Source organism: Bailinhaonella thermotolerans, assembly GCF_003594875.1.
In the GTDB taxonomy this organism is placed as follows: Bacteria; Actinomycetota; Actinomycetes; order Streptosporangiales; family Streptosporangiaceae; genus Bailinhaonella; species Bailinhaonella thermotolerans.
Genome location: NZ_QZEY01000002.1, coordinates 705,077 through 723,697 on the forward strand (window position 1 = coordinate 705,077; position 18,621 = coordinate 723,697).

The window sequence follows — 18,621 nt, forward strand, 5'->3', positions numbered from 1 at the left end:
TAGCCGCTCGAACGGCTAGACGACTTCGAGCCTTTCGGCGTAGTGACAGGCGGCCGCCTGGTCGCCGCCGAGCGGCCGCAGCTCCGGCTCCTGGTCCACGCACAGGGCGCGCTGGGCCTCGGGGAGAGACTTGAACTTCGGGCACCGGGTGTGGAAGCGGCATCCGCGCGGGGGGTCCGCCGGGCTGGGCAGGTCTCCTTCGAGCAGGATGCGCCGCCGTTCCCGCTCCTTGCGCGGGTCGGGCAGCGGGATCGCCGACAGCAGGGACTGCGTGTAGGGGTGGGCGGGCGTGTCGTAGACGTCCCTGACGGCGCCGATCTCGGCGATCCAGCCGAGGTACATCACCGCGACCCGTTCGGCGATGTGCCGTACGACGGCCAGGTCGTGCGCCACGAACAGGTAGGACAGCCCCAGCCGGATCTTGAGCGACTCGAGCAGGTTGATGACGCCGGCCTGGATGGACACGTCGAGCGCCGACACCGGCTCGTCGAGCACGATCAGGCGGGGCTCCAGGGCGAGCGCGCGGGCGATGCCGATGCGCTGCCGCTGCCCTCCGGAGAACTCCTGGGGGTAGCGCGAGGCGAAGGAGGCGTCCAGGCCGACCAGGCCCAGCAGCTCCCGCACCCGGCTCCCCACCTCCAGGCCGTGGGTGGTCAGCGGCTCGGCGAGGATGTCCTGCACGGTCAGCCGGGGGTCCAGTGAGGCCAGCGGGTCCTGGAACACGACCTGCATGTCGCGCCGGATCGCCATGCGGTCGTTGCGGCCCAGCTTGGCGGTGTCACGCCCGAGCACCACCACCCTGCCGCTCTGCGGCGGGGCCAGCCGCAGGATCTCCATGAGCGTGGTGGTCTTGCCGCTGCCGGACTCGCCGACCAGGCCCAGCGTCTCGCCCTCGCGGATGTCGAAGCTGACGCCGTCCACCGCGTGGACGGTGCCGACCCGGCGCTTGAACACCGCGCCCTTCATCAGCGGATAGTGCTTGACCAGCCGGTCCACCATGAGCACGGTGGGCCGCCCGGCCCGGTCGCCGCGCGCCACCGCGCCCGCGGGCCCGGCCTTGAACACATCGCGCGGGGTCAGCCCGCGGTTCTCGATCGTCTGGGTGCGGATGCAGGCGGCGGAATGCCCCTCCCCCGGCACCGGGATCAGCGGCGGCTCCCCCGCCTCGCACTCGGGGATGGACAGCGGGCAGCGCGGCTCGAACGGGCAGCCGGGCGGCAGCGCCGACATCGACGGCGGGTTGCCCTCGATCGGCACCAGCGGCTCCCGGTCCCCGGTGTCCAGGCGCGGGATCGAGCCGAGCAGCCCCATGGTGTACGGCATGCGCGGGCGGTAGTAGACGTCGTCCACCAGGCCCTTCTCGACCGGCCGCCCGGCGTACATGACCAGGACACGGTCCACGAAGCCGGCGACGACGCCCAGGTCGTGGGTGATCATGACGATGCCCGCGCCGGTCTCGGTCTGGGCGGTCTTGAGCACCTCCAGCACCTGGGCCTGGATGGTCACGTCGAGCGCGGTGGTGGGCTCGTCGCAGATGATCACGTCGGGGTCGTTGGCGATCGCCATCGCGATCATGGCGCGCTGCCGCATGCCGCCGGAGAACTCGTGCGGGAACGCCCTGGCCCGCTGCTCCGGGCTGGGGATGCCGACCAGGTCGAGCAGCTCCACCGCGCGCCGGGCCGCCTTGTCCCTGGAGACGTCCTGGTGGATCCGCACCGCCTCGGCGATCTGGTCGCCCACGGTGTAGACCGGGGTGAGCGCGGACAGCGGGTCCTGGAAGACCATGGAGATCGCCTTGCCGCGCAGCCTGGTCATCTCCTTGTCGCGGCGGCCGATCAGCTCCTGCCCGTGCAGCCGGACCGAGCCGCTGACCCGCGCGTCGTCCGGCAGCAGGCCCATGACCGCCAGGGACGTCACGGACTTGCCCGAGCCGGACTCGCCGACGATGCCGAGCACCTCGCCGGGCGCGATGGAGTAGTCCACGCCGCGCACGGCCCGCACGGCGTCGGTGCCGGAGCCGAACGTGACGTTCAGGTCGCTGACCTCCAGCACCGGCGCGCGGCCGGCGGCGATGCTCATGATCGTGCCTTTCCCGGCCGTCGGGCCGTGGGGTCGAACGCGTCGCGCAGCCCGTCGCCGACGAGGTTGACCGCCAGCACCGTGATGATCAGCAGGCCGGTGGCGAAGAAGAACGTCCACGGGGCCGTGGTGGCCGACCGGGTGCCGTCGGCGATCAGGGTGCCCAGCGAGACGTCGGGCGGCTGCACGCCGAAGCCGAAGTACGACAGGCTGGTCTCGGTGAGGATCGCGGCGCTGACGTTGATCGTGGCGTCCACGATCAGCAGCGACGCGAGGTTGGGGATGACGTGCCGGAAGATGATCTTCGGCGCGGACACCCCCATGAACCGGGCGGCGGCGATGAACTCCCGCTCCTTGATCGAGATCGTCATGCTGCGCATGATCCGCGAGGTGACCATCCACATGAACGCGGCCAGCATCAGCACGAACAACGGCCAGTTCCCGCCCCGGAACAGCGGCGACATGATCGCGATGATCAGGAAGGACGGCAGCACCAGCAGCAGGTCCACGACCCACATCAGCATGCGGTCGGTCCAGCCCAGGAAGTACCCGGCGAAGGAGCCGACGATCGCCGCGACCGCCGTGGAGATGATCGCCACGAGCAGGCCGATGATCAGCGACTTCTGCATGCCGCGCAGCGTGACGGCGTAGATGTCCTGGCCGGTCTGGCTGGTGCCGAACCAGTGCCGCGCCGAGGGCGGCTGGAGGAAGGACATGAAGTCCTTGTCGGTGTAGCTCCAGTCGGTCAGCGCGGGCCCGGCGAACGCCAGGACGAACAGCAGCGCCAGCACGATGAGCCCGGTGACGCCCTGCTTGGTGCGCAGGAACCGCCTGGCGACGAGTCTCCCCCGGGAGGACGCCCGCGGCGCGGACTCCTCCTTGATCAGCTCTTCCCCGAGCTGCTCCTCGGGCATGCCCACGGCGGCCTCACCCCACCCGGACGCGAGGGTCGAGCGCGGCGTGCAGCACGTCCGACAGCAGGGCCGCGATCAGCACGGCCACCGCGGCGAAGCAGCTCACGGCCGCGACGGAGTTGACGTCGTTGCTGTAGATCGAGTTGACCAGCAGCTCGCCCATGCCGTGCCAGCCGTAGATCTTCTCGGTGAAGGTGGTGCCGACCAGCAGCGCGCCGAACGTGAACGCGAAGTAGGTCACGGCCGGGATGAGCGCGGTGCGCAGCGCGTGCCTGACCAGCGCCGCCCGCCGCGTCAGGCCCTTGGCCCTGGCCGTGCGGACGAAGTCGGCGTTCATGACGTCGAGCATCATGTTGCGCTGGTAGCGGCTGTAGACGGCGATCTGCGACAGGGCCAGCGTGAGCGTGGGCAGCACCAGGTGCTGGAGCCGGTCGCCCAGATGGGTGAGGAGGCCGCCCTGGAGACCGGGGGTGTACTCGCCGGTGTACTGGAAGAAGCGGGTGCCCGTGGCCTCGTTGAAGGCGACCGCGGCGATCTGGAGCAGCACCGCGATCACCACGGTCGGGATGGACAGGATCAGGAACGACACGAGCGTGGCGCCGTGGTCGAACCAGCCGTACTGCTTCACGGCGGCGTAGGCCCCGGCGAAGACGCCGAGGACGCTGCCGAGCAGCACGCCCAGGACCAGCAGGCGCAGCGTCACGCCCACCCGCCGGGTGATCTCCTGGTTGACGGAGTTGCCCTCCCACGTCCGCCCGAAGTCCCCGGTCACCACGTCGCCGGCCCACGTGCCGAACCGCTGGATCAGCGGCACCTTGTCGTTGAGGTTGAGCTCGCTCAGCCGGGCGTCCACCACGGCCTCGGGGGGCCGGGGGCTGCGTCCCTCGTAGTTGGCCCGCGGGTCCAGCGTGGAGGCGGCCAGCAGGTAGGCGAGGCTGGTGGCGATGACCACGAGCAGCACGTAGTTCGCCAGCCTGCGGAGCAGGAACTTGAGCACGCGCCTCCCCTACCCTGAGCGATACGGCACCCGATCATATTAGTCACACTCCGCTCTCTTGCGATTACAAGGGGTGCTCTTCGCCGGTGGCCGCGCCGGATCCCCTCCGCGCCGGGCGATCCGGCCCCGCCCGCGCGCCGCCGCGCCGGGCCTGCTCAGAGGCGCGAGCCGTACGGCATGAGCCCGCGAGGCCCGCGCCGGCCGTACGGCGTGAACGGGATCGGGCGGGGGCCGTACGGCATGGGCCGGGCGGGAGCAGTACGACATGGCGAGGCCGGGCGCGGGCCGTACCGCGCGGGCGGGGCGGGGGTCGTGCGGCGGGGGCGCGGGCGGTCAGCCGGGCGGGGCCGTCACGGCGGGGTCAGAGCTCGTCGAGGCAGCGGGCGAGGCGGTCGAGGTCGCGCATGAGGCGCTCGGTGTCCTCGGCGCCGTAGGCGGCGGCGACCAGGCGGTGGTGCTCGGCGATGCCGCCCTGGAGGCGGGCGAGCAGGTCGCGGCCGCGGTCGGAGAGGTAGGCGGCGACGCGGCGGCGGTCGGCGGGGTCGTGGCCCCGGTAGACGAGGGCGGCGTCCACGAGCCGGTCCACGGCCTTGGTGACGGTGGGGTGGGGCATCAGGACGGCGGCGGCCAGGTCGCCCATGGAATGGCCGCACCCGTCGGAGAGGGCCTGCAGGATGCGCCACTGCTCGACGGTGACGCCCTCGGCGGCGAGCACGGCGGCGAGACCGCGGTTGACCCCGCGTTCGGCCCGGCTGAGCAGATAGGCCAGGGAGTCGCCGAGTGCGATCGTCACAAAGGGAGGATACTCGTTCTCGTGCCGGGCGACACGCGCATGATCACCGACAGTCTGGAGGCCCTGCTCCTGCCGCCCGAGGGCGTGCGGATCGGCCTGGTCGCGCCGCTGTCGGGGGTGCTGGGGCTCGTCGGGCCCTCCGCGCTGAACTGCGCCGTCCTGGCCGCGGGCGAGGTGAACGCCGCCGGCGGCCTGGCCGGGCGCCCGGTGGAGCTGGTCGCCGTGGACGGCGGGCGCCCGCCGCGCGAGGTGGCCGCCGAGGTGTCCGCCCTGGTGGCGGCGGGCGCGGTGGACGCGGTGGTGGGCACGCACGCGAGCGACGTGCGGCTGGCGGTCACGCGGGCGCTGGCCGGCGCGGCGCCGTACGTCTTCACGCCGCCGTTCGAGGGCGGGCCGCGCGCGCCGGGGCAGTTCCTGCTCGGGGAGACGCCCGCGCGCCAGCTCCTTCCCGCGCTGGACTGGCTCATCGCGCACCGGCGGGCGCGGCGGTGGTACCTGCTGGGCAACGACTACGTCTGGCCGCGGCTCGTGCACGCGGCGGCGGCCCGGCACCTGCGGGCGCGGGGGGCCGTCGTCGCGGGCGAGCGGTTCGTGCCGTACGGCTTCCGCGACCACGAGCCGCTGCTGGACGCGATCTCGGCGGCGCGGGCGGACGCCGTGCTGCTGAGCCTGGTGGGGAGCGACCTCGTGGCGTTCAACCGGGCGTGCGCGGAGAGCGGGCGGACCTTCGCGCGGTTGTGCGGGGCGCTGGAGGAGCACGGGCTGCTGGGCGCGGGCGGGGACGCCAGCGGGGAGCTGTACGCCGCGATGGGGTACTTCGGCGGGGTCACGACGGACGCCGGCCTCGGCCTGGCGGAGCGGTACGCCCGCCGGTTCGGGCCGGGCGCGCCGCTGCTCAACGCCCACGCGCAGGGCTGTTACGAGGGCGTGCTGATGACCGCCGAGCTGATCCGGCGGGCGGGCTCGGCCTCGGTCGCGGCGGTGGAGGCGGTGGCGGACGGGACGGCGGTGACCGGCGGGCGGGGCCGGCTGACCCTGGCGGACGGCCGGGTGGACCGCGGCGTGCACCTGGCCCGGGCGGACGGCCTGGACTTCGACGTGATCGCCGCGCTGTGACCGGCGATCACAGGTCTCTCTTAGATGTTGAACCTTTTCATTTTCAAGCTCTGGCTCTATCCTTCGGGCTACCCTCCGCACCCAAGGAGCCCCCATGGCCTCACCTCCAGAAGCCGAGCCCACCCTGGAGCGGTTCGGCTACCGGCAGGAGCTGCGGCGTTCGCTGACGTTCCGCGACCTGCTCATCTACGGCCTCATCTTCATGGTGCCGATCGCCCCGTTCGGGATCTTCGGATCGGTGTTCCGCGCCTCCGGCGGCATGGTCGCCCTGGCGTACCTGGTCGGCATGGTGGCGATGGTCTTCACCGCCCTGTCGTACGCGCAGATGGCCAAGGCCTTCCCGATGGCCGGCTCGGTCTACACCTACGCCGGGCGCGGGATCGCGCCGCCGGTGGGGTTCCTGGCCGGCTGGGTGATCCTGCTCGACTACGTGCTCGTGCCCTCGCTGCTGTACCTGATCGCGGGGCTGGCGATGAACTCGCTGGTCCCGGCGGTGCCGGTGTGGGCGTGGCTGGTCTTCTTCGTCGTGCTCAACACCGCGGTCAACTACCTGGGCATCGAGATGACCGCCCGCGCGAACCGGATCATGCTCGTCGCCGAGCTGGCCGTGCTGGCGGTCTTCATCGTGATCGGCCTCGTCGCGCTCGCGAACGGCAAGGGCTCGGGATCGCCCACCTCGCCGATCTTCGATCCCGGCACGTTCAGCTGGCCGCTGATCTTCGGGGCCGTGTCGGTCGCGGTGCTGTCGTTCCTCGGCTTCGACGGGATCTCCACGCTCGCCGAGGAGAGCCGCGAGGAGGCCGGCCGCCTGGGCCGGTCCATGGTCGCCGCGCTCGGGCTGGCCGGCGCGCTCTTCATCGTCCAGACCTGGGTCGCGTCCATGCTGGTCACCGACCGCGCCGCGCTGCTCGCCCCGGACGCGAACGTGGACGACGCCTTCTACGACGTCGCGGCGTACGCCGGGGGCTCCTGGCTCGCCGTGCTCACCGCCGCCGCGACGGCCGTCGCGTGGGGCTTCGCCAACTCGCTGGTCGCCCAGGCCGCCACCTCGCGCCTGCTGTACGCCATGGCCAGGGACCGGCAGCTCCCGGCGTTCCTCGCCAAGGTGGACGAGCGGCGGCGGGTCCCGGTCAACGCGACGTTCCTGGTCGCGCTCGTGTCGCTCGCCGTGGGCCTCGGCGCCGCCTTCTACGGCGACGGCGTGAGCCTGCTGGGGTCGCTGGTGAACTTCGGCGCGATGACCGCGTTCCTGGCCCTGCACGTGTCGGTGTTCTGGCACCACGTCGTGCGCGGCGGCAGCCGGGACTGGCTGCGCCACCTGGTCCTGCCGGGCGCGGGCTTCCTCGTCCTGCTCTTCGTCGTGATCAACGCCAGCGTCCACGCGCAGCTCCTCGGCTTCGCCTGGCTCGGCGCGGGCGTGATCCTGCTCGCCGTCATGTACCTGCGGGGCCGCAGGCCCTCTCTCCCGTGGATGGACCGCCCATGAACGTCGTCAGCTACCGGCCGGAGCCGGCCGAACTCTCCTACACCTTCGGCGGTCGGCCGCCGGTGCGGCGGGTCGCGCCGGGGACCGTCCTCGAGCTCTACACCGAGGACTGCTTCGGCGGGCGCGTGCGCGGGGTGGACGACCTGCCCTCCGCCGTGTGCGAGTTCCCGTACCTGAACCCGGTGACCGGGCCGTTCTTCGTGGAGGGGGCCGAGCCGGGCGACACGCTCGCGCTGCACTTCGTCTCGATCGAGCCCGCCCGCGACTGGGCGGTCTCCACGACGTTCCCCCACTTCGGGGCGCTCACCTCCACGCACACCACCGCCACGCTCCAGCCGCCGCTGGAGGAGCGCGTGTGGATGTACGACGTGGACGCCGGGAAGGGCGTCGTCCGCTACCACGCCCGCCGCGGGGACTACGTCGCCGAGATGCCGCTGGACCCGATGCACGGCACGGTCGGCGTCGCCCCGGGGGCCTCCGAGGCGCGGATGACGATCACGCCGGACGCGCACGGCGGCAACATGGACAGCCCCGAGCTGCGCGCGGGCGTGACGGCGTACTTCGGCGTCAACGTCGAGGGGGCGCTGTTCGCGATCGGCGACGGGCACTGCCGCCAGGGGCACGGCGAGGTGTGCGGGACCGCCGTCGAGGCCGCCATGAACACCGTGGTCGCGGTGGACCTGATCAAGGGCGCGGGGACGCCGTGGCCCCGGTTCGAGGACGACGGGCACATCATGTCCACGGGCTCGGCGCGGCCGCTGGAGGACGCGTACCGGATCAGCCAGCACGACCTGGTCACCTGGACGTCCGCGCTGACCGGGCTGGAGCTGCTGGACGCCTACCAGCTCGTGAGCCAGGCCGGGCAGGCCCCGGTGGGGAACGTGTGCGACACCAACTACACGATGCTCGCCAAGCTCCCCAAGGACTACCTGGGCGCGGCCGTGCCGTACGACGGGGTCCACGCCCGCCTGCGCGCCCTGGGCGAGCGCTACCTGAACGAGCGCTGAGCCGTACGGCTGCCGCCGCCCCGCCGTGACGCGCGCCGCCCCGCCGTACGGCGGCGCGGGGCCGTACGGCGGGGCGCGCGGCCGGGGGCCCGGGGGGCGGGATCCACGGGTCAGGACCTGAGCTGGACGGGGCGGTGCTCGATGCGGCTGATGTCCTTGGCCGCCGCCTCCAGGAGCTTGTGGGCGAGCCGGGTCATCGCCCGCGCGCACGCCACCTCGTCGCCGATCGAGGGCACGTCCGGGTCGCGCGGATTCCGCCGCGCCACCCCGCGCGCCCTGATCACGGTGCCCGAGTCGGTCGTGAGGAGCACGTCGGCGGCGGTCTCGCTGCCCTGCTCGACCAGGTGAACCCGCAGGTCCCAGGTCTTCGTCTCGTTCATGGCCACCTCCCGTCCGGGACTCCACCCCACCTTGCGCCCGTTTCCGCGTCTTGAAAAGCGTGTGAACCGGGGCGAACCGGTTATCCACAGGTCCGGCGTGGGGCCCGCCGCGCCCGGCCGGGGTGCGCTAAGAATGGGGACGCCGACCGGGTGGCGCGCGGCGCGACCGCAGCGGATGCGCCGGCGATCGGGTGGGTTGACAATGGGAGCAGGCGGCGTGGAAGGGCGACCCCATGCATGACTCCGACCGGGCCCGGCCCGCGGGGCGCGATGCCGCGCGGGAGATGTTCGACCGCGTGCGCGAGCGCTATTACCGCACCGCCCCGGGCCTTCGCAGGCTGGGCTACGCCGCGGTGGTCCTGGCCGCGCTGGGCGGCGTGCTGGCGTTCGGCTGGCCGCTGGTCACCACGGTGTTCTACGTGGCGCTGGGGCTGGCCTTCTTCGCGCTCACGATGCGGTTCCCGCGCGCGGCGGCCACCGTGCTCGTGCTGCTGGCCTGGGGGGCGGCCGCGGCGCTCATCGCCGGGCTCCACCCCGACCCGGCGGGGGCGCTGACCGCGCTGGCCCTGCTCGGCCTGCTCGTGGCCGGGGCCGCCCACCTCATCCGCCACGTGCCCCCGTGGCAGACCGTCGCGCTGGCGCTGGCCGCCGCCGCGTTCCTGGCCGTGGTCCTGGCCGGCCGCGCCCCCGTCTGGGTCGCCTACGCCGGCGCCGCGGCGGTGCTGGTCTGGCGTCTCGTCCAGGCCAGGTCCGTCGTGCGGCGGGCGGCGGCCGGGCCCCCCAGGGAGCGGGAGCGCGAGCGCGCCGGGGCCGCGCAGCAGCAGGCGGCGCGGGAGCCGGGGCCGCCCGAGCCGATCTCGGTGGAGGACGCGCTCGCCGAGCTGGAGGACATGATCGGCCTGGAGCCGGTCAAGGAGCAGGTGCGCTCGATCGCGGCGTCCATCGAGGCGGCGCGGCTGCGCGCCGAGGCGGGCTACTCCACGGAGCGGCCGATGCGCCACTTCGTGTTCGTCGGGCCGCCGGGCACCGGCAAGACGTCCGTGGCCCGCACCATCGCCAAGATCTTCTACGCCTTCGGCCTGCTGGAGACGCCCTACGTCGTGGAGGCCCAGCGCGCCGACCTGGTCGGGGAGTTCCTGGGCGCGACCGCGATCAAGACCAACGAGCTCATCGACCGGGCGCTGGGCGGCGTGCTGTTCGTGGACGAGGCCTACTCCCTGATCAACTCCGGCGACGGGCAGCCGGACCGGTTCGGCGCCGAGGCGGTGCAGGCCCTGCTCAAGCGCGCCGAGGACGACCGCGACCGGCTGGTCATCATCCTGGCCGGCTACGAGCAGCAGATGACCGAGTTCCTGTCCTCCAACCCCGGCCTGTCCTCGCGGTTCGCCACCCGGATCCGCTTCCCCGGCTACTCCCCCGAGGAACTGCTGCGGATCGCCCGGCGGCTGTGCGAGACGCGCGGGGAGCACCTGGCTCCCGAGGCCGCGCCGGTGCTGCGCGGGCTGTTCGACGACGTGCACCGCCGGGGCCTGGTCGACGAGCTGGGCAACGCGCGCTTCGTCCGCTCGCTGGTGGAGTCCGCCGCCCAGGCCCGGGACGTGCGGGTGGTCTCGGCTGGCGGCACCCCCTCCGCCGAGGACCTGGTCACGACCCGTCCCGAGGACGTACGGCGGGCCTTCGACGACCTGACGGCGCGGTTCCGGGGCTACGAGAGCCCGCCCACGATCGAGGAGGCGCTCGCCGACCTGGACCGGATGGTCGGCCTGGAGCCGGTCAAGCGCCAGGTCCACGGGATCGCCGCCCAGCTCAGGGTGGCCGGGATGCGGCAGGCGCAGGGGCTGGCCTCGGCCGCGCCCATGCGCCACTTCGTCTTCGTCGGGCCGCCCGGCACCGGCAAGACCACCGTGGCCCGCATCCTCGGGCGCATCTTCGCCGCGCTCGGCCTGCTCGCCCGCACCGAGGTGGTCGAGGCGAGCCGCGTGGACCTGGTGGCCCAGCACCTCGGCGCGACCGCGATCAAGACCAACCGGCTGGTGGACCAGGCGCTCGGCGGCGTGCTGTTCGTGGACGAGGCCTACTCCCTGGTCAACCCGGGCTATTCGGGCGGCGACGCCTTCGGGGCCGAGGCGGTGCAGACGCTGCTCAAGCGCGCCGAGGACGACCGCGACCGGCTCGTGATCATCCTGGCGGGATACGAACGCGAGATGGCCTCCTTCCTGGCCACCAACCCGGGCCTGGCCAGCCGGTTCAACCAGCGGGTGGCGTTCCCCTCCTACGGCCCCGCCGAGCTGCGCGAGATCGCCGAGCTGTTCGCCGCCCGCTCCGGCGACCGGTTCGACCCGCGGGCGCGGGCCGACCTCGAGGACTTCTTCGCCTGGGTCTGCGGGCAGGGCCTCATCGACGAGCTGGGCAACGGCCGCTTCGCCCGCTCCATCTTCGAGAAGTCCGCCATGCGCCGCGACATCCGGCTGGCCGCCCGGGGCACCGACGCCACGGCCGAGGAGCTCACCACGATCACCCCGGAGGACCTGCGGGAGGCGGTGGAGGAGATCTCCGGCCGCTGACCGCCCGGGGCGGCGCCCAGGGGACGGCCCGCGGCTCCGCGCTCGGGGAGCGGCGCTCGTGGGCGGCGCCGCGCTCGGGGAGCGGCGCTCAGGGGACGGCGCGGCCCTGGTGGCGGCCGGGGAGCTCGCCGGTGAAGACGCGCTTGGGGGTGATGCGCAGGACCTCGCCGCGGTCGTCGGGCAGGGCGATGCCGCGCAGCTCGATCCAGCTCCGCCGGTCGAAGGGGTCGGCGACGTACACCGCGACGCGGGGGTCGCGCCGGGCGGACTCCCACGCCTCCTCGCCCGCGATGAGGCTCAGCTCCCCGGTCTCGGCCACGGTGGTGACGGCGCTGACGGCCATGGCCCTCGGCTCGCCGGTCTCGTCGGAGACCGTCAGGACGATGCTGCGGGCGTAGGTGAAGGCGCGGCGGGCGTGCGCGCTCAGGTCCGCCGGGGGCACGGCGTCGCCGGGCAGCCGGGGACCGGGGGCCTCGCACAGGATCAGCGAGGCCTTCCAGGGGCCGGGCACGCCGCGCCACCAGGCACGCGCGGCCCGCAGGGCGAAGAAGACCGCGGCCAGCGCGGGACCGGCCGCCGCGACGAACCACACCCGGGGGAACGCCGCCGCCACCGCCATCGCGGGCGCGGTGACCGCGAGCGAGGCCAGCGCGGCGGCCAGCCAGCGGTCGCGGTGCAGCAGCCGGGTCAGGTACGGCGCGAGCCCGGTGCGGCGGCGGACCCACGCCATCAGCGCGGGCACGGCGACCGCCCCGGCGGCGAGCGTGATCCGGCCGCCGGGCAGCAGCCAGGCCGCCGCCAGGAACGCCGCGACCACGCAGAACAGCCGCTCGGCCATCAGCCACAGCGCCACGTCCAGGTTCCGGCGCGCGGCCCGGTCGCGCGCGTCGGTCCGCAGCGCGGTGGTCAGCTCCGTGAGAGCGGCGATCGCGCTCCCCCGCCACGCCTCGGTCAGCATCCGCGACACGGCCACGGCCAGCGGATTCAGCAGCACGATCCCCAGCAGCCCGGCCGCCGCCGAGGTGAAGTGCGGCGCGAGCACCACCAGGCCCGCGGCGAACGCCCCCGCCACCACGAGCGTGATCAGCACGGACAGGCCCAGCCAGGGGTCCCTGACCAGCATCGGCGCGAGGTACGGCCGGGCGTCCCGCGGCAGCCGCGCCGCGCAGACGGCCGTGATCGCCAGGGCCGCCGCGAGCGCCGCCGCGCCCGCGATCCGGCCCAGGTCCGGCCGGGCGAAGCCGTACGCCGCGATCATCACGGGGGCGAGCGCCACCGCGAGCAGCAGCCTGACCAGGCGGGACCAGCGTTCCAGGAGGCGGCGGGCGGCGCCGGTCAGCGCGGGGTCCACGGGCCAGGCGGGGTCGTGGTGGCCGCGCGGGCGCTCCCAGCGGAGCAGCCGCAGCGCGTCGTTCACGCGGGCGGCCAGGTGCCCCTCGGCGCGGCGCATCGCCACCGCGTACGCCCGGCGCGCCTGGTCGTGGTCCCCGCGCAGCATCGCCAGGTCGCCGAGCAGGACGTGCGGGTCGGGCTCCTCGGGCGCGAACCGGGCGGCGGTCAGCGCCTCGGCCCACGCCTCGGTCCACCGGCCGGGCTGCCGGCGCAGCGCCGCCGCCAGCCGCAGCCGCGCCGACCAGGAGCCGGGCGCCAGCCGTACGGCCTGGCGGGCGGAGGCGACCGCGTCCTCGTCGCGGCCCAGGCGGGCGAGGGCGAGGCTGGCCAGGCGGTGGCCCCATTCGCCGCGGGGGTCGCGCGCGACGGCCTCGCGCGCCGCGAGCAGGGCCTCCTCCGGGGCGTCGCGGGCGAGGCGGGCGACCGCGGCCACGCACCACGCCCGGGGATCGTCGCCGGGCGGGGCCACTCCCTCCACGCCGTCGCTCCCCATGATCCCGATGGTCGGGGGCCGGGGCCTTGTTGACCAGATGTCAGATACAGCCATATCTCTAGAGAGACAGGTCTCCCGTCTTGTCGGAGATCGGGCTCCCCGTCCGGCGCGTGCGCCACTAAGCTGCCACGCATGTCCGACCGGCCTGATCCCACCTGACCCACGATGCTCACGATCACCACGGGTACCGGGGTCGACCGGCGGGACGCGCGCGACGCCGGCGTCAACCGCTGGGCCGTGCTGGCCCTGCTCTGCTTCAGCCTGCTGCTCATCGCGGTCGACGCGACCGTGCTGCACGTCGCCGTTCCCGCGCTGGCCAAGGCGCTGGCGCCGACCTCGGTCGAGCAGCTCTGGATCATCGACGTGTACTCCCTCGTCGTCGCGCCGCTGCTGCTCACCTTCGGCACGCTGGGCGACCGGTACGGCAGGAAGCGCCTGATCCTGCTGGGGTACGCCGTGTTCGGGCTGGCCTCGCTGTCGGCCGCGTTCGCCGCGACCCCGCTGGCGCTGATCCTGTCGCGGGCGGCGCTCGGCGTGGGCGGGGCGATGATCATGCCGAGCACGCTGTCGCTGATCCGGCAGGTCTTCACCGACCGGCAGGAGAGGGCGCTGGCGCTGGGCGTGTGGAGCGCGGTGGCGGCGGCGGGCGCGGCGGTCGGGCCGCTGATCGGCGGGGTGCTGGTCGAGCACTTCCGGTGGGGCGTGGTCTTCCTGATCAACCTGCCGCTGCTGGTCCCGGCGTTCTTCGCGGCGCTGCGGCTGCTGCCCGAGTCCCGCGATCCCGACCCGCACCGCTGGGACTGGCAGAGCGCGGTCCTGTCCACGCTGGGCGTCCTCGGGCTCGCGTTCGGGGTCAAGGTCACCGGCTCGGGCGACCCGCGCGCCCTGCTCGCGCTCGCGGCGGGCGTGGCCCTGCTGTGGGTGTTCGTACGGCGGCAGCGGCGGCTCGCCCATCCCCTGCTCGACGTGGGCCTGTTCGCCGACCGGGGGTTCAGCGTGGGCGTGGCCTGCGTGATGCTGGCGATCTTCGCGCTGGTCGGGCTCCAGCTCATGCTGGCGCAGTACCTCCAGCTCGTCCTGGGCGACAGCCCACTTGAGGCGGGGGCCCGCATGCTGCCGCTGATGCTGGCGGCGATGGCGGGCGGCCTCGTCGGGGCGCGCCTGCTGCACCGGGTCGGCGTGCGCGCGGCGATGGGCGGCGGGCTCGCGCTGACCGCGCTGTCGCTGCTGCCCACGCTGTGGTTCGGCCAGACCCTGGACGCGATCCCGCTGGCGCTGTGCTTCACCGGCATCGGCTTCGGGGTCGAGGTCGCCCTGCTGGCCGCCTCCGACACGATCCTGGCCGCCGCCCCCGAGGAACGCGCGGGCGGCGCCGCCGGCATCGAGGAGACCGCGTACGAGCTGGGCGCGGGCCTCGGCGTCGCCGTTCTCGGCACCGTCACCACCGCGGTCTACGCTCCCGGCCTGCGCGCGCTGCCCGGAGTCCCGGCCGAGGACATGTCCGAGGCGCGCGAGTCCCTGTCCGTGGCCGCCCACGTCGCCGCCCGCCTCCCCGCCGAGCCCGGCCACCGCCTGCTCGACGCCGCCCGCGAGGCGTTCGTCTCCGCCCTCCACTCCACCGTCCTGGTCAGCCTCGCCCTCCTCTCCCTCACGGCGCTCCTGGCGGTCCTGGCCATCCCCCGCCGCACGCCCGCCCGCCCGGCGCAGGCCCCCCGCGTCCCCCGCCCCCGCCCGGCCGCCCCGCCCGCCTGGCTGGCCCGCCGCGTCCCTCGCCGCCTGCGCGACCGCCTGCCCCTCCCGCTCGGCGAGTCCCTCCGGGCCCCGTCCCGCCGCCGCGCCCCCCACCGCCCCCACACCCCGCCCCGCCACCCGCGCTGACCGCCCCGCCTCCCCCGCGCCGCCAACCCCTGCCGCGATCACCGCTCCCGCCCCCGGCGCGCCCGCTCCACCCCGGCACGCCCCGCCATGACCACGCGTCTCGCGTACGACACGCGGCCCGCCCCGGCTCCTTCCCCCGCGCCTGGCGGCCCCGCGGCGCGCGTCTCCCGGCAGTGGCCTGCGGCCCCCCTCGCCACCGCGGCCCATCCGCCGCCGCGAACGCCGGGCTCCCTCGCCGTGATCTTGCGATTCCTCGTCTCCGCAGGCCCTCCCGGCGCCTGCGGTGATGTCGGCCCTGGCGCGGAATCGCAGGATCACGGCCACGGCCGGGGCCTCGCAGGAGAGGAGCGGGCACGCCTCGCGTCGAGGGGACGCGAACGGCTCGGCGGGGTGCGGGGCACGGCGTGCGTACGGCGCGGCGCTCTCGGCGCCCCCGCACGCAGCGCGGGGGGCACGGCGCGGCGCAACAGGGCGGCGCGAACAGGGCGGACACGGCCCGGCCGCGCATGCGGCCGCATGCGAGACGGGCGGCGCGCGAGCCACGCCCCAGGCCGGGGCGCGGCCGTACGGGCGGCGGAGACCGCGCCGCGCGGAGGCGGGAACCGCGCCGTGCGGACGCGGGAACCGCGCGCGGACGGCGGAGATGCGGCCTTGGCGGCGAGACCTCGGCCGCCGGACCGGGTGGGGCGCCTGGCGGAGCGGCGTCGCGGATCAGGGGGGAGCCGAGGGCGGGCGGGCCGGGGGCGTCGCTCGCGCCGAAGGCTGTGGAGGCGGCAGGGAACGCCGGGGGGACGGCCGGGCGAGCCGTGGGCCGGGCAGGCGGCCCGGGCGCGGGGCGGAGGTGCTCCGGGAGGTGGGGCGGGTGGGCGGCACGGCCTGGGGTGGGGGGCGTGCCGCCCGATAAGGGGGCGGAAGGTCAGAGGAGCCAGTCGAGGAGGCCGTGGTCGTCATCGTGGTCGCAGTGGCACCAGTCGCGGTCCCAGTCCCACGGGTCGGCGGGGGTCGCGGGCGAGGCGGGGGCGGCGGAGGCGGCCGGGGCGGTGGCCGCGGTCAGGGTGACGGCGGCGGCGAGGGACGCGAGGAGGGCGGTCAGCCGTGCCAGGGATTTGGTGGGCATGAGAACTCCTTTCGAGGGTCGGCCGCGATCGCGGCGCACTCCCATGGTCCACGCTTGAACGCGCTTTGTAATCGCGTTCTCACAGACTGTAACCATACGGTGACAGCGAGGGGCTTCGGCAACCCGCTCGCGATGTCGTTCACAAAGACGAATAATGGGCACGTACCCGTCGTAAACCGCACGGGAAAGGGTCGGCCGTGAGACGGTGGGTCTACGACATGGCGGCGCTCGCCGCCCGGCTCGGCGTCGGCGGGATCTTCATCAGCAACGGCTGGGAGAAGCTGGAGGCCGGGCTCGCCGCGACGTCGGAGCAGTTCGGCACGCTCGGGGCCCCGGCGCCGGATCTGTGGGCGGCCGGCACGATGCTCATCGAGGTCGTGGGCGGGCTGCTGCTGTTCGCGGGCTTCATGCTCCCGCTGACCGGGATGGTGCTGTTCGCCGAGGCGCTGGCCGTGTTCTTCGTCGGCGCGGGGCGTTACGGCCTGCCGCTGACCGGAGGGGACATCAAGCTGATCGTCGCGCTGGGCGCGGCGGCGGTGCTGCTGGCCGTGGGGGGCGCGGGCCGCGTCTCCTTCGACCACCTAGTGTTGATCAGGCGACGAGAGGCCGCCGAGGCCGCCGCGGAGGAGGCCGCGGACGAGGCGATCGCACGCCTCCGCGGCGAGCAACCCGACGGCGAGCCCACCCGCGAGTCCCCGCGCGAGGCCCCGACCTCGCCGGGCCGCCGCGTGCGCGACACGGCCGGCCCCGGCGGCGACGCGGCCGGCGAAACCCCTCCGGCACGCCCGGGTGGCGCCGCCTCGGGCGACGGGGCGGCGGGGACGGGCGCGGCGGGGACGGACTCCGCCGGAGGCACGCGGGCCGCCGGCGATCCGGGGAGCGCGTCCGGCGGCCGGGTGCCGCCGCCCACGCTCCCCGAGACGCCGAAGCGCGGCGGGGCCCCGCGCCGCGACGCCGGTGACGAGCCCACCTCCACCGAACTCCGGAGCGAGTCGCACGCCTGACCCGCCCGGCGCCCGGAGCGCCCGCGTGGGGAACACCGCCGGCGCCCGGAGCGCGCGGGCGGGAGCCGTACCGGCCGGCAGTGGACCGAGCGGATCCCGAGATGCCGGAGAATATCGGGATGCGCCTCCCCCGATGGTTCGCGGAGCGTTCCGCCCCCGCCGCGCCCGAGGAGGAACTCCGCGTCTCCACGGTGGAGCTCTTCCTCGACCTCGTCTTCGTCTTCACCGTCACCCAGCTCACCGCGCTCCTGGCCAGGGATTTCAGCCCGGCCGACGCGCTGCGGGCGGTCCTGGCGTTCGTGCTCATATGGTGGATCTACGGTGGCTACTGCTGGGTGACCAACCACGTCCCGCCGGTCCGGACCACCCGCCGCGTGCTGCTGTTCACCGGCATGGGCGGCTTCCTCGTCATCGCGCTCGCGCTCCCCAAGGCGTTCGGGGACGGGCCGGACGGGGTCTGGTTCGCCGTGGGCTACCTGGTCGTGGTGCTGGTCCACACCTTCCTCTACCTCCAGGCCAGTTCGAGGGCCTTGCGGCTGCTGCCCGGCAACCTGGGCGCGACCGCGCTGGTGTTCGCCGCCGCGTACGTGGACGAGCCGTGGCGCACCGGGCTCTGGGTGCTCGCGGTGGCCGTGCTGATCGTCAGCCCGTACTTCATCAAGCAGGAGGGGTTCCCCCTGCATCCGGGACACATCGTGGAACGGCACGGCCTGCTGGTGATCATCGTCCTGGGCGAGTCGATCGTGGCGATCGGCATCGGGGCCGGGGACCTGCCGCTGACCGCCGACCTGGTCGCGGCGGCCGTGCTCGGGCTGGCGCTCGCCGCCACGTTCTGGTGGATGTACTTCAGCGACGAGGCCGAGCGCGCCGAGCACGCGCTGCTGCGGATCGCCGACCCGGTACGGCGCACGCGCCTGGTGCTGGCGGGGTACTTCTACGCGCACATCCCCATGCTGCTGGGCGTCGTCGGGGTCGCGGCGGGGCTGAAGAAGCTGGTGGCGCACCCCTTCGACCCGCTCTACCCCGGGCCCGCGATCGCGCTCGGAGCGGGGGTGTCGCTGTTCCTCGTGGGCGAGCTGCTGTTCGGGCGGGCGCTCGCGCTCGGGGGCTCCCCGCTGCGATCGGCGGCCGCGGTGCTGGCGCTCGCGTCCGCGGGGCTGGGCCTGGTCTCGGGGATGGCGCAGCTCGCCGTGCTCGTGCTGATCGCGGGCGGCGTCGCCGCGCTCCAGCGGTCACACGCCGCGCGCCTGTAGGCCTTACACCCCCTTTATCCCCTCTCCGATAGAAATCTGAGACGAGGGGATGCCAACGCCCGGCGTCGGTGAAGAGGATGCGGGAGGCCGTGGACGGCCCACCGCGGCGAAGGCGGTTCGGCTCCCGAGACCGCCCGAGGGCGGGACG

Annotated in this window: 14 protein-coding genes; 7 read left to right on the forward strand and 7 right to left on the reverse strand. The window is 74.5% G+C overall.

Features of this window, described 5'->3' with window-relative positions; all coding sequences use genetic code 11:
- Positions 1–15: 15 nt before the first annotated feature.
- The 4 genes from D5H75_RS08325 to D5H75_RS41355 form a co-directional block, all read right to left on the reverse strand.
- Positions 16–2,079, reverse strand: a complete 2,064-nt coding sequence (locus D5H75_RS08325) for a dipeptide ABC transporter ATP-binding protein (protein WP_119925727.1) — start codon at positions 2,077–2,079, stop codon at positions 16–18.
- Positions 2,076–2,993, reverse strand: a complete 918-nt coding sequence (locus D5H75_RS08330; protein ID WP_119925973.1) for an ABC transporter permease — start codon at positions 2,991–2,993, stop codon at positions 2,076–2,078. The genes D5H75_RS08325 and D5H75_RS08330 overlap by 4 nt, the downstream gene beginning before the upstream one ends.
- A 13-nt stretch (positions 2,994–3,006) precedes the next feature.
- Positions 3,007–3,990, reverse strand: coding sequence for an ABC transporter permease (locus D5H75_RS08335; RefSeq protein ID WP_119925728.1), 984 nt, complete (start codon positions 3,988–3,990; stop codon positions 3,007–3,009).
- A 361-nt stretch (positions 3,991–4,351) separates the two neighbouring features.
- Positions 4,352–4,783, reverse strand: a complete 432-nt coding sequence (locus D5H75_RS41355; protein ID WP_202637931.1) for a MarR family winged helix-turn-helix transcriptional regulator — start codon at positions 4,781–4,783, stop codon at positions 4,352–4,354.
- Between the two features lie 21 nt (positions 4,784–4,804).
- Here D5H75_RS41355 and D5H75_RS41360 point away from each other — a divergent pair, with 21 nt between their 5' ends.
- The 3 genes from D5H75_RS41360 to D5H75_RS08350 all read left to right on the forward strand — a co-directional run bounded on the left by D5H75_RS41360 (position 4,805) and on the right by D5H75_RS08350 (position 8,392).
- Positions 4,805–5,899 carry a substrate-binding domain-containing protein gene (locus D5H75_RS41360; RefSeq protein WP_242454060.1) on the forward strand — a complete coding sequence of 365 codons (1,095 nt, stop codon included), beginning with the start codon at positions 4,805–4,807 and terminating at the stop codon, positions 5,897–5,899.
- Positions 5,900–5,993: 94 nt separating this feature from the next.
- On the forward strand, positions 5,994–7,385 hold the full coding sequence (locus tag D5H75_RS08345; RefSeq protein WP_119925729.1) for an APC family permease: 1,392 nt from the start codon (positions 5,994–5,996) through the stop codon (positions 7,383–7,385).
- Complete coding sequence (locus D5H75_RS08350) at positions 7,382–8,392, forward strand: acetamidase/formamidase family protein (RefSeq protein WP_119925730.1); 1,011 nt, start codon at positions 7,382–7,384, stop codon at positions 8,390–8,392. The genes D5H75_RS08345 and D5H75_RS08350 overlap by 4 nt, the downstream gene beginning before the upstream one ends.
- A gap of 110 nt (positions 8,393–8,502) precedes the next feature.
- On the opposite strand, the gene D5H75_RS08355 is transcribed toward D5H75_RS08350, so the two are convergent.
- Positions 8,503–8,772 carry a DUF1876 domain-containing protein gene (locus D5H75_RS08355; RefSeq protein ID WP_119925731.1) on the reverse strand — a complete coding sequence of 90 codons (270 nt, stop codon included), beginning with the start codon at positions 8,770–8,772 and terminating at the stop codon, positions 8,503–8,505.
- Between the two features lie 233 nt (positions 8,773–9,005).
- On the opposite strand from D5H75_RS08355, the gene D5H75_RS08360 reads away from it, so the two are divergent.
- Positions 9,006–11,336: an AAA family ATPase gene (locus D5H75_RS08360; protein WP_119925732.1), complete on the forward strand. Its 2,331-nt coding sequence runs from the start codon at positions 9,006–9,008 to the stop codon at positions 11,334–11,336.
- A gap of 88 nt (positions 11,337–11,424) precedes the next feature.
- Here D5H75_RS08360 and D5H75_RS08365 read toward each other — a convergent pair whose 3' ends face one another.
- Positions 11,425–13,221: a tetratricopeptide repeat protein gene (locus tag D5H75_RS08365; protein WP_119925733.1), complete on the reverse strand. Its 1,797-nt coding sequence runs from the start codon at positions 13,219–13,221 to the stop codon at positions 11,425–11,427.
- 165 nt (positions 13,222–13,386) lie between these two features.
- On the opposite strand from D5H75_RS08365, the gene D5H75_RS08370 reads away from it, so the two are divergent.
- Positions 13,387–15,099 carry an MFS transporter gene (locus D5H75_RS08370; protein ID WP_119925734.1) on the forward strand — a complete coding sequence of 571 codons (1,713 nt, stop codon included), beginning with the start codon at positions 13,387–13,389 and terminating at the stop codon, positions 15,097–15,099.
- A gap of 916 nt (positions 15,100–16,015) precedes the next feature.
- On the opposite strand, the gene D5H75_RS41365 is transcribed toward D5H75_RS08370, so the two are convergent.
- Complete coding sequence (locus D5H75_RS41365; RefSeq protein ID WP_202637999.1) at positions 16,016–16,216, reverse strand: hypothetical protein; 201 nt, start codon at positions 16,214–16,216, stop codon at positions 16,016–16,018.
- Positions 16,217–16,413: 197 nt separating this feature from the next.
- Here D5H75_RS41365 and D5H75_RS08380 point away from each other — a divergent pair, with 197 nt between their 5' ends.
- Positions 16,414–17,220, forward strand: coding sequence for a DoxX family protein (locus D5H75_RS08380; protein WP_119925736.1), 807 nt, complete (start codon positions 16,414–16,416; stop codon positions 17,218–17,220).
- Positions 17,221–17,339: 119 nt separating this feature from the next.
- Complete coding sequence (locus tag D5H75_RS08385) at positions 17,340–18,473, forward strand: low temperature requirement protein A (RefSeq protein WP_202637932.1); 1,134 nt, start codon at positions 17,340–17,342, stop codon at positions 18,471–18,473.
- Positions 18,474–18,621 lie beyond the last annotated feature (148 nt).

Bases quoted from the DNA above. Each gene is read 5' to 3' on its own strand.
- D5H75_RS08360 (WP_119925732.1), top strand. From the start codon at position 9,006: ATGCATGACTCCGACCGGGCCCGGCCCGCGGGGCGCGATGCCGCGCGG.
- D5H75_RS08345 (WP_119925729.1), top strand. From the start codon at position 5,994: ATGGCCTCACCTCCAGAAGCCGAGCCCACCCTGGAGCGGTTCGGCTAC.
- D5H75_RS08330 (WP_119925973.1), bottom strand. From the start codon at position 2,993: ATGCCCGAGGAGCAGCTCGGGGAAGAGCTGATCAAGGAGGAGTCCGCG.
- D5H75_RS41365 (WP_202637999.1), bottom strand. From the start codon at position 16,216: ATGCCCACCAAATCCCTGGCACGGCTGACCGCCCTCCTCGCGTCCCTC.
- D5H75_RS08350 (WP_119925730.1), top strand. From the start codon at position 7,382: ATGAACGTCGTCAGCTACCGGCCGGAGCCGGCCGAACTCTCCTACACC.
- D5H75_RS08325 (WP_119925727.1), bottom strand. From the start codon at position 2,079: ATGAGCATCGCCGCCGGCCGCGCGCCGGTGCTGGAGGTCAGCGACCTG.
- D5H75_RS08355 (WP_119925731.1), bottom strand. From the start codon at position 8,772: ATGAACGAGACGAAGACCTGGGACCTGCGGGTTCACCTGGTCGAGCAG.
- D5H75_RS08385 (WP_202637932.1), top strand. From the start codon at position 17,340: ATGCGCCTCCCCCGATGGTTCGCGGAGCGTTCCGCCCCCGCCGCGCCC.
- D5H75_RS08370 (WP_119925734.1), top strand. From the start codon at position 13,387: ATGCTCACGATCACCACGGGTACCGGGGTCGACCGGCGGGACGCGCGC.
- D5H75_RS08365 (WP_119925733.1), bottom strand. From the start codon at position 13,221: ATGGGGAGCGACGGCGTGGAGGGAGTGGCCCCGCCCGGCGACGATCCC.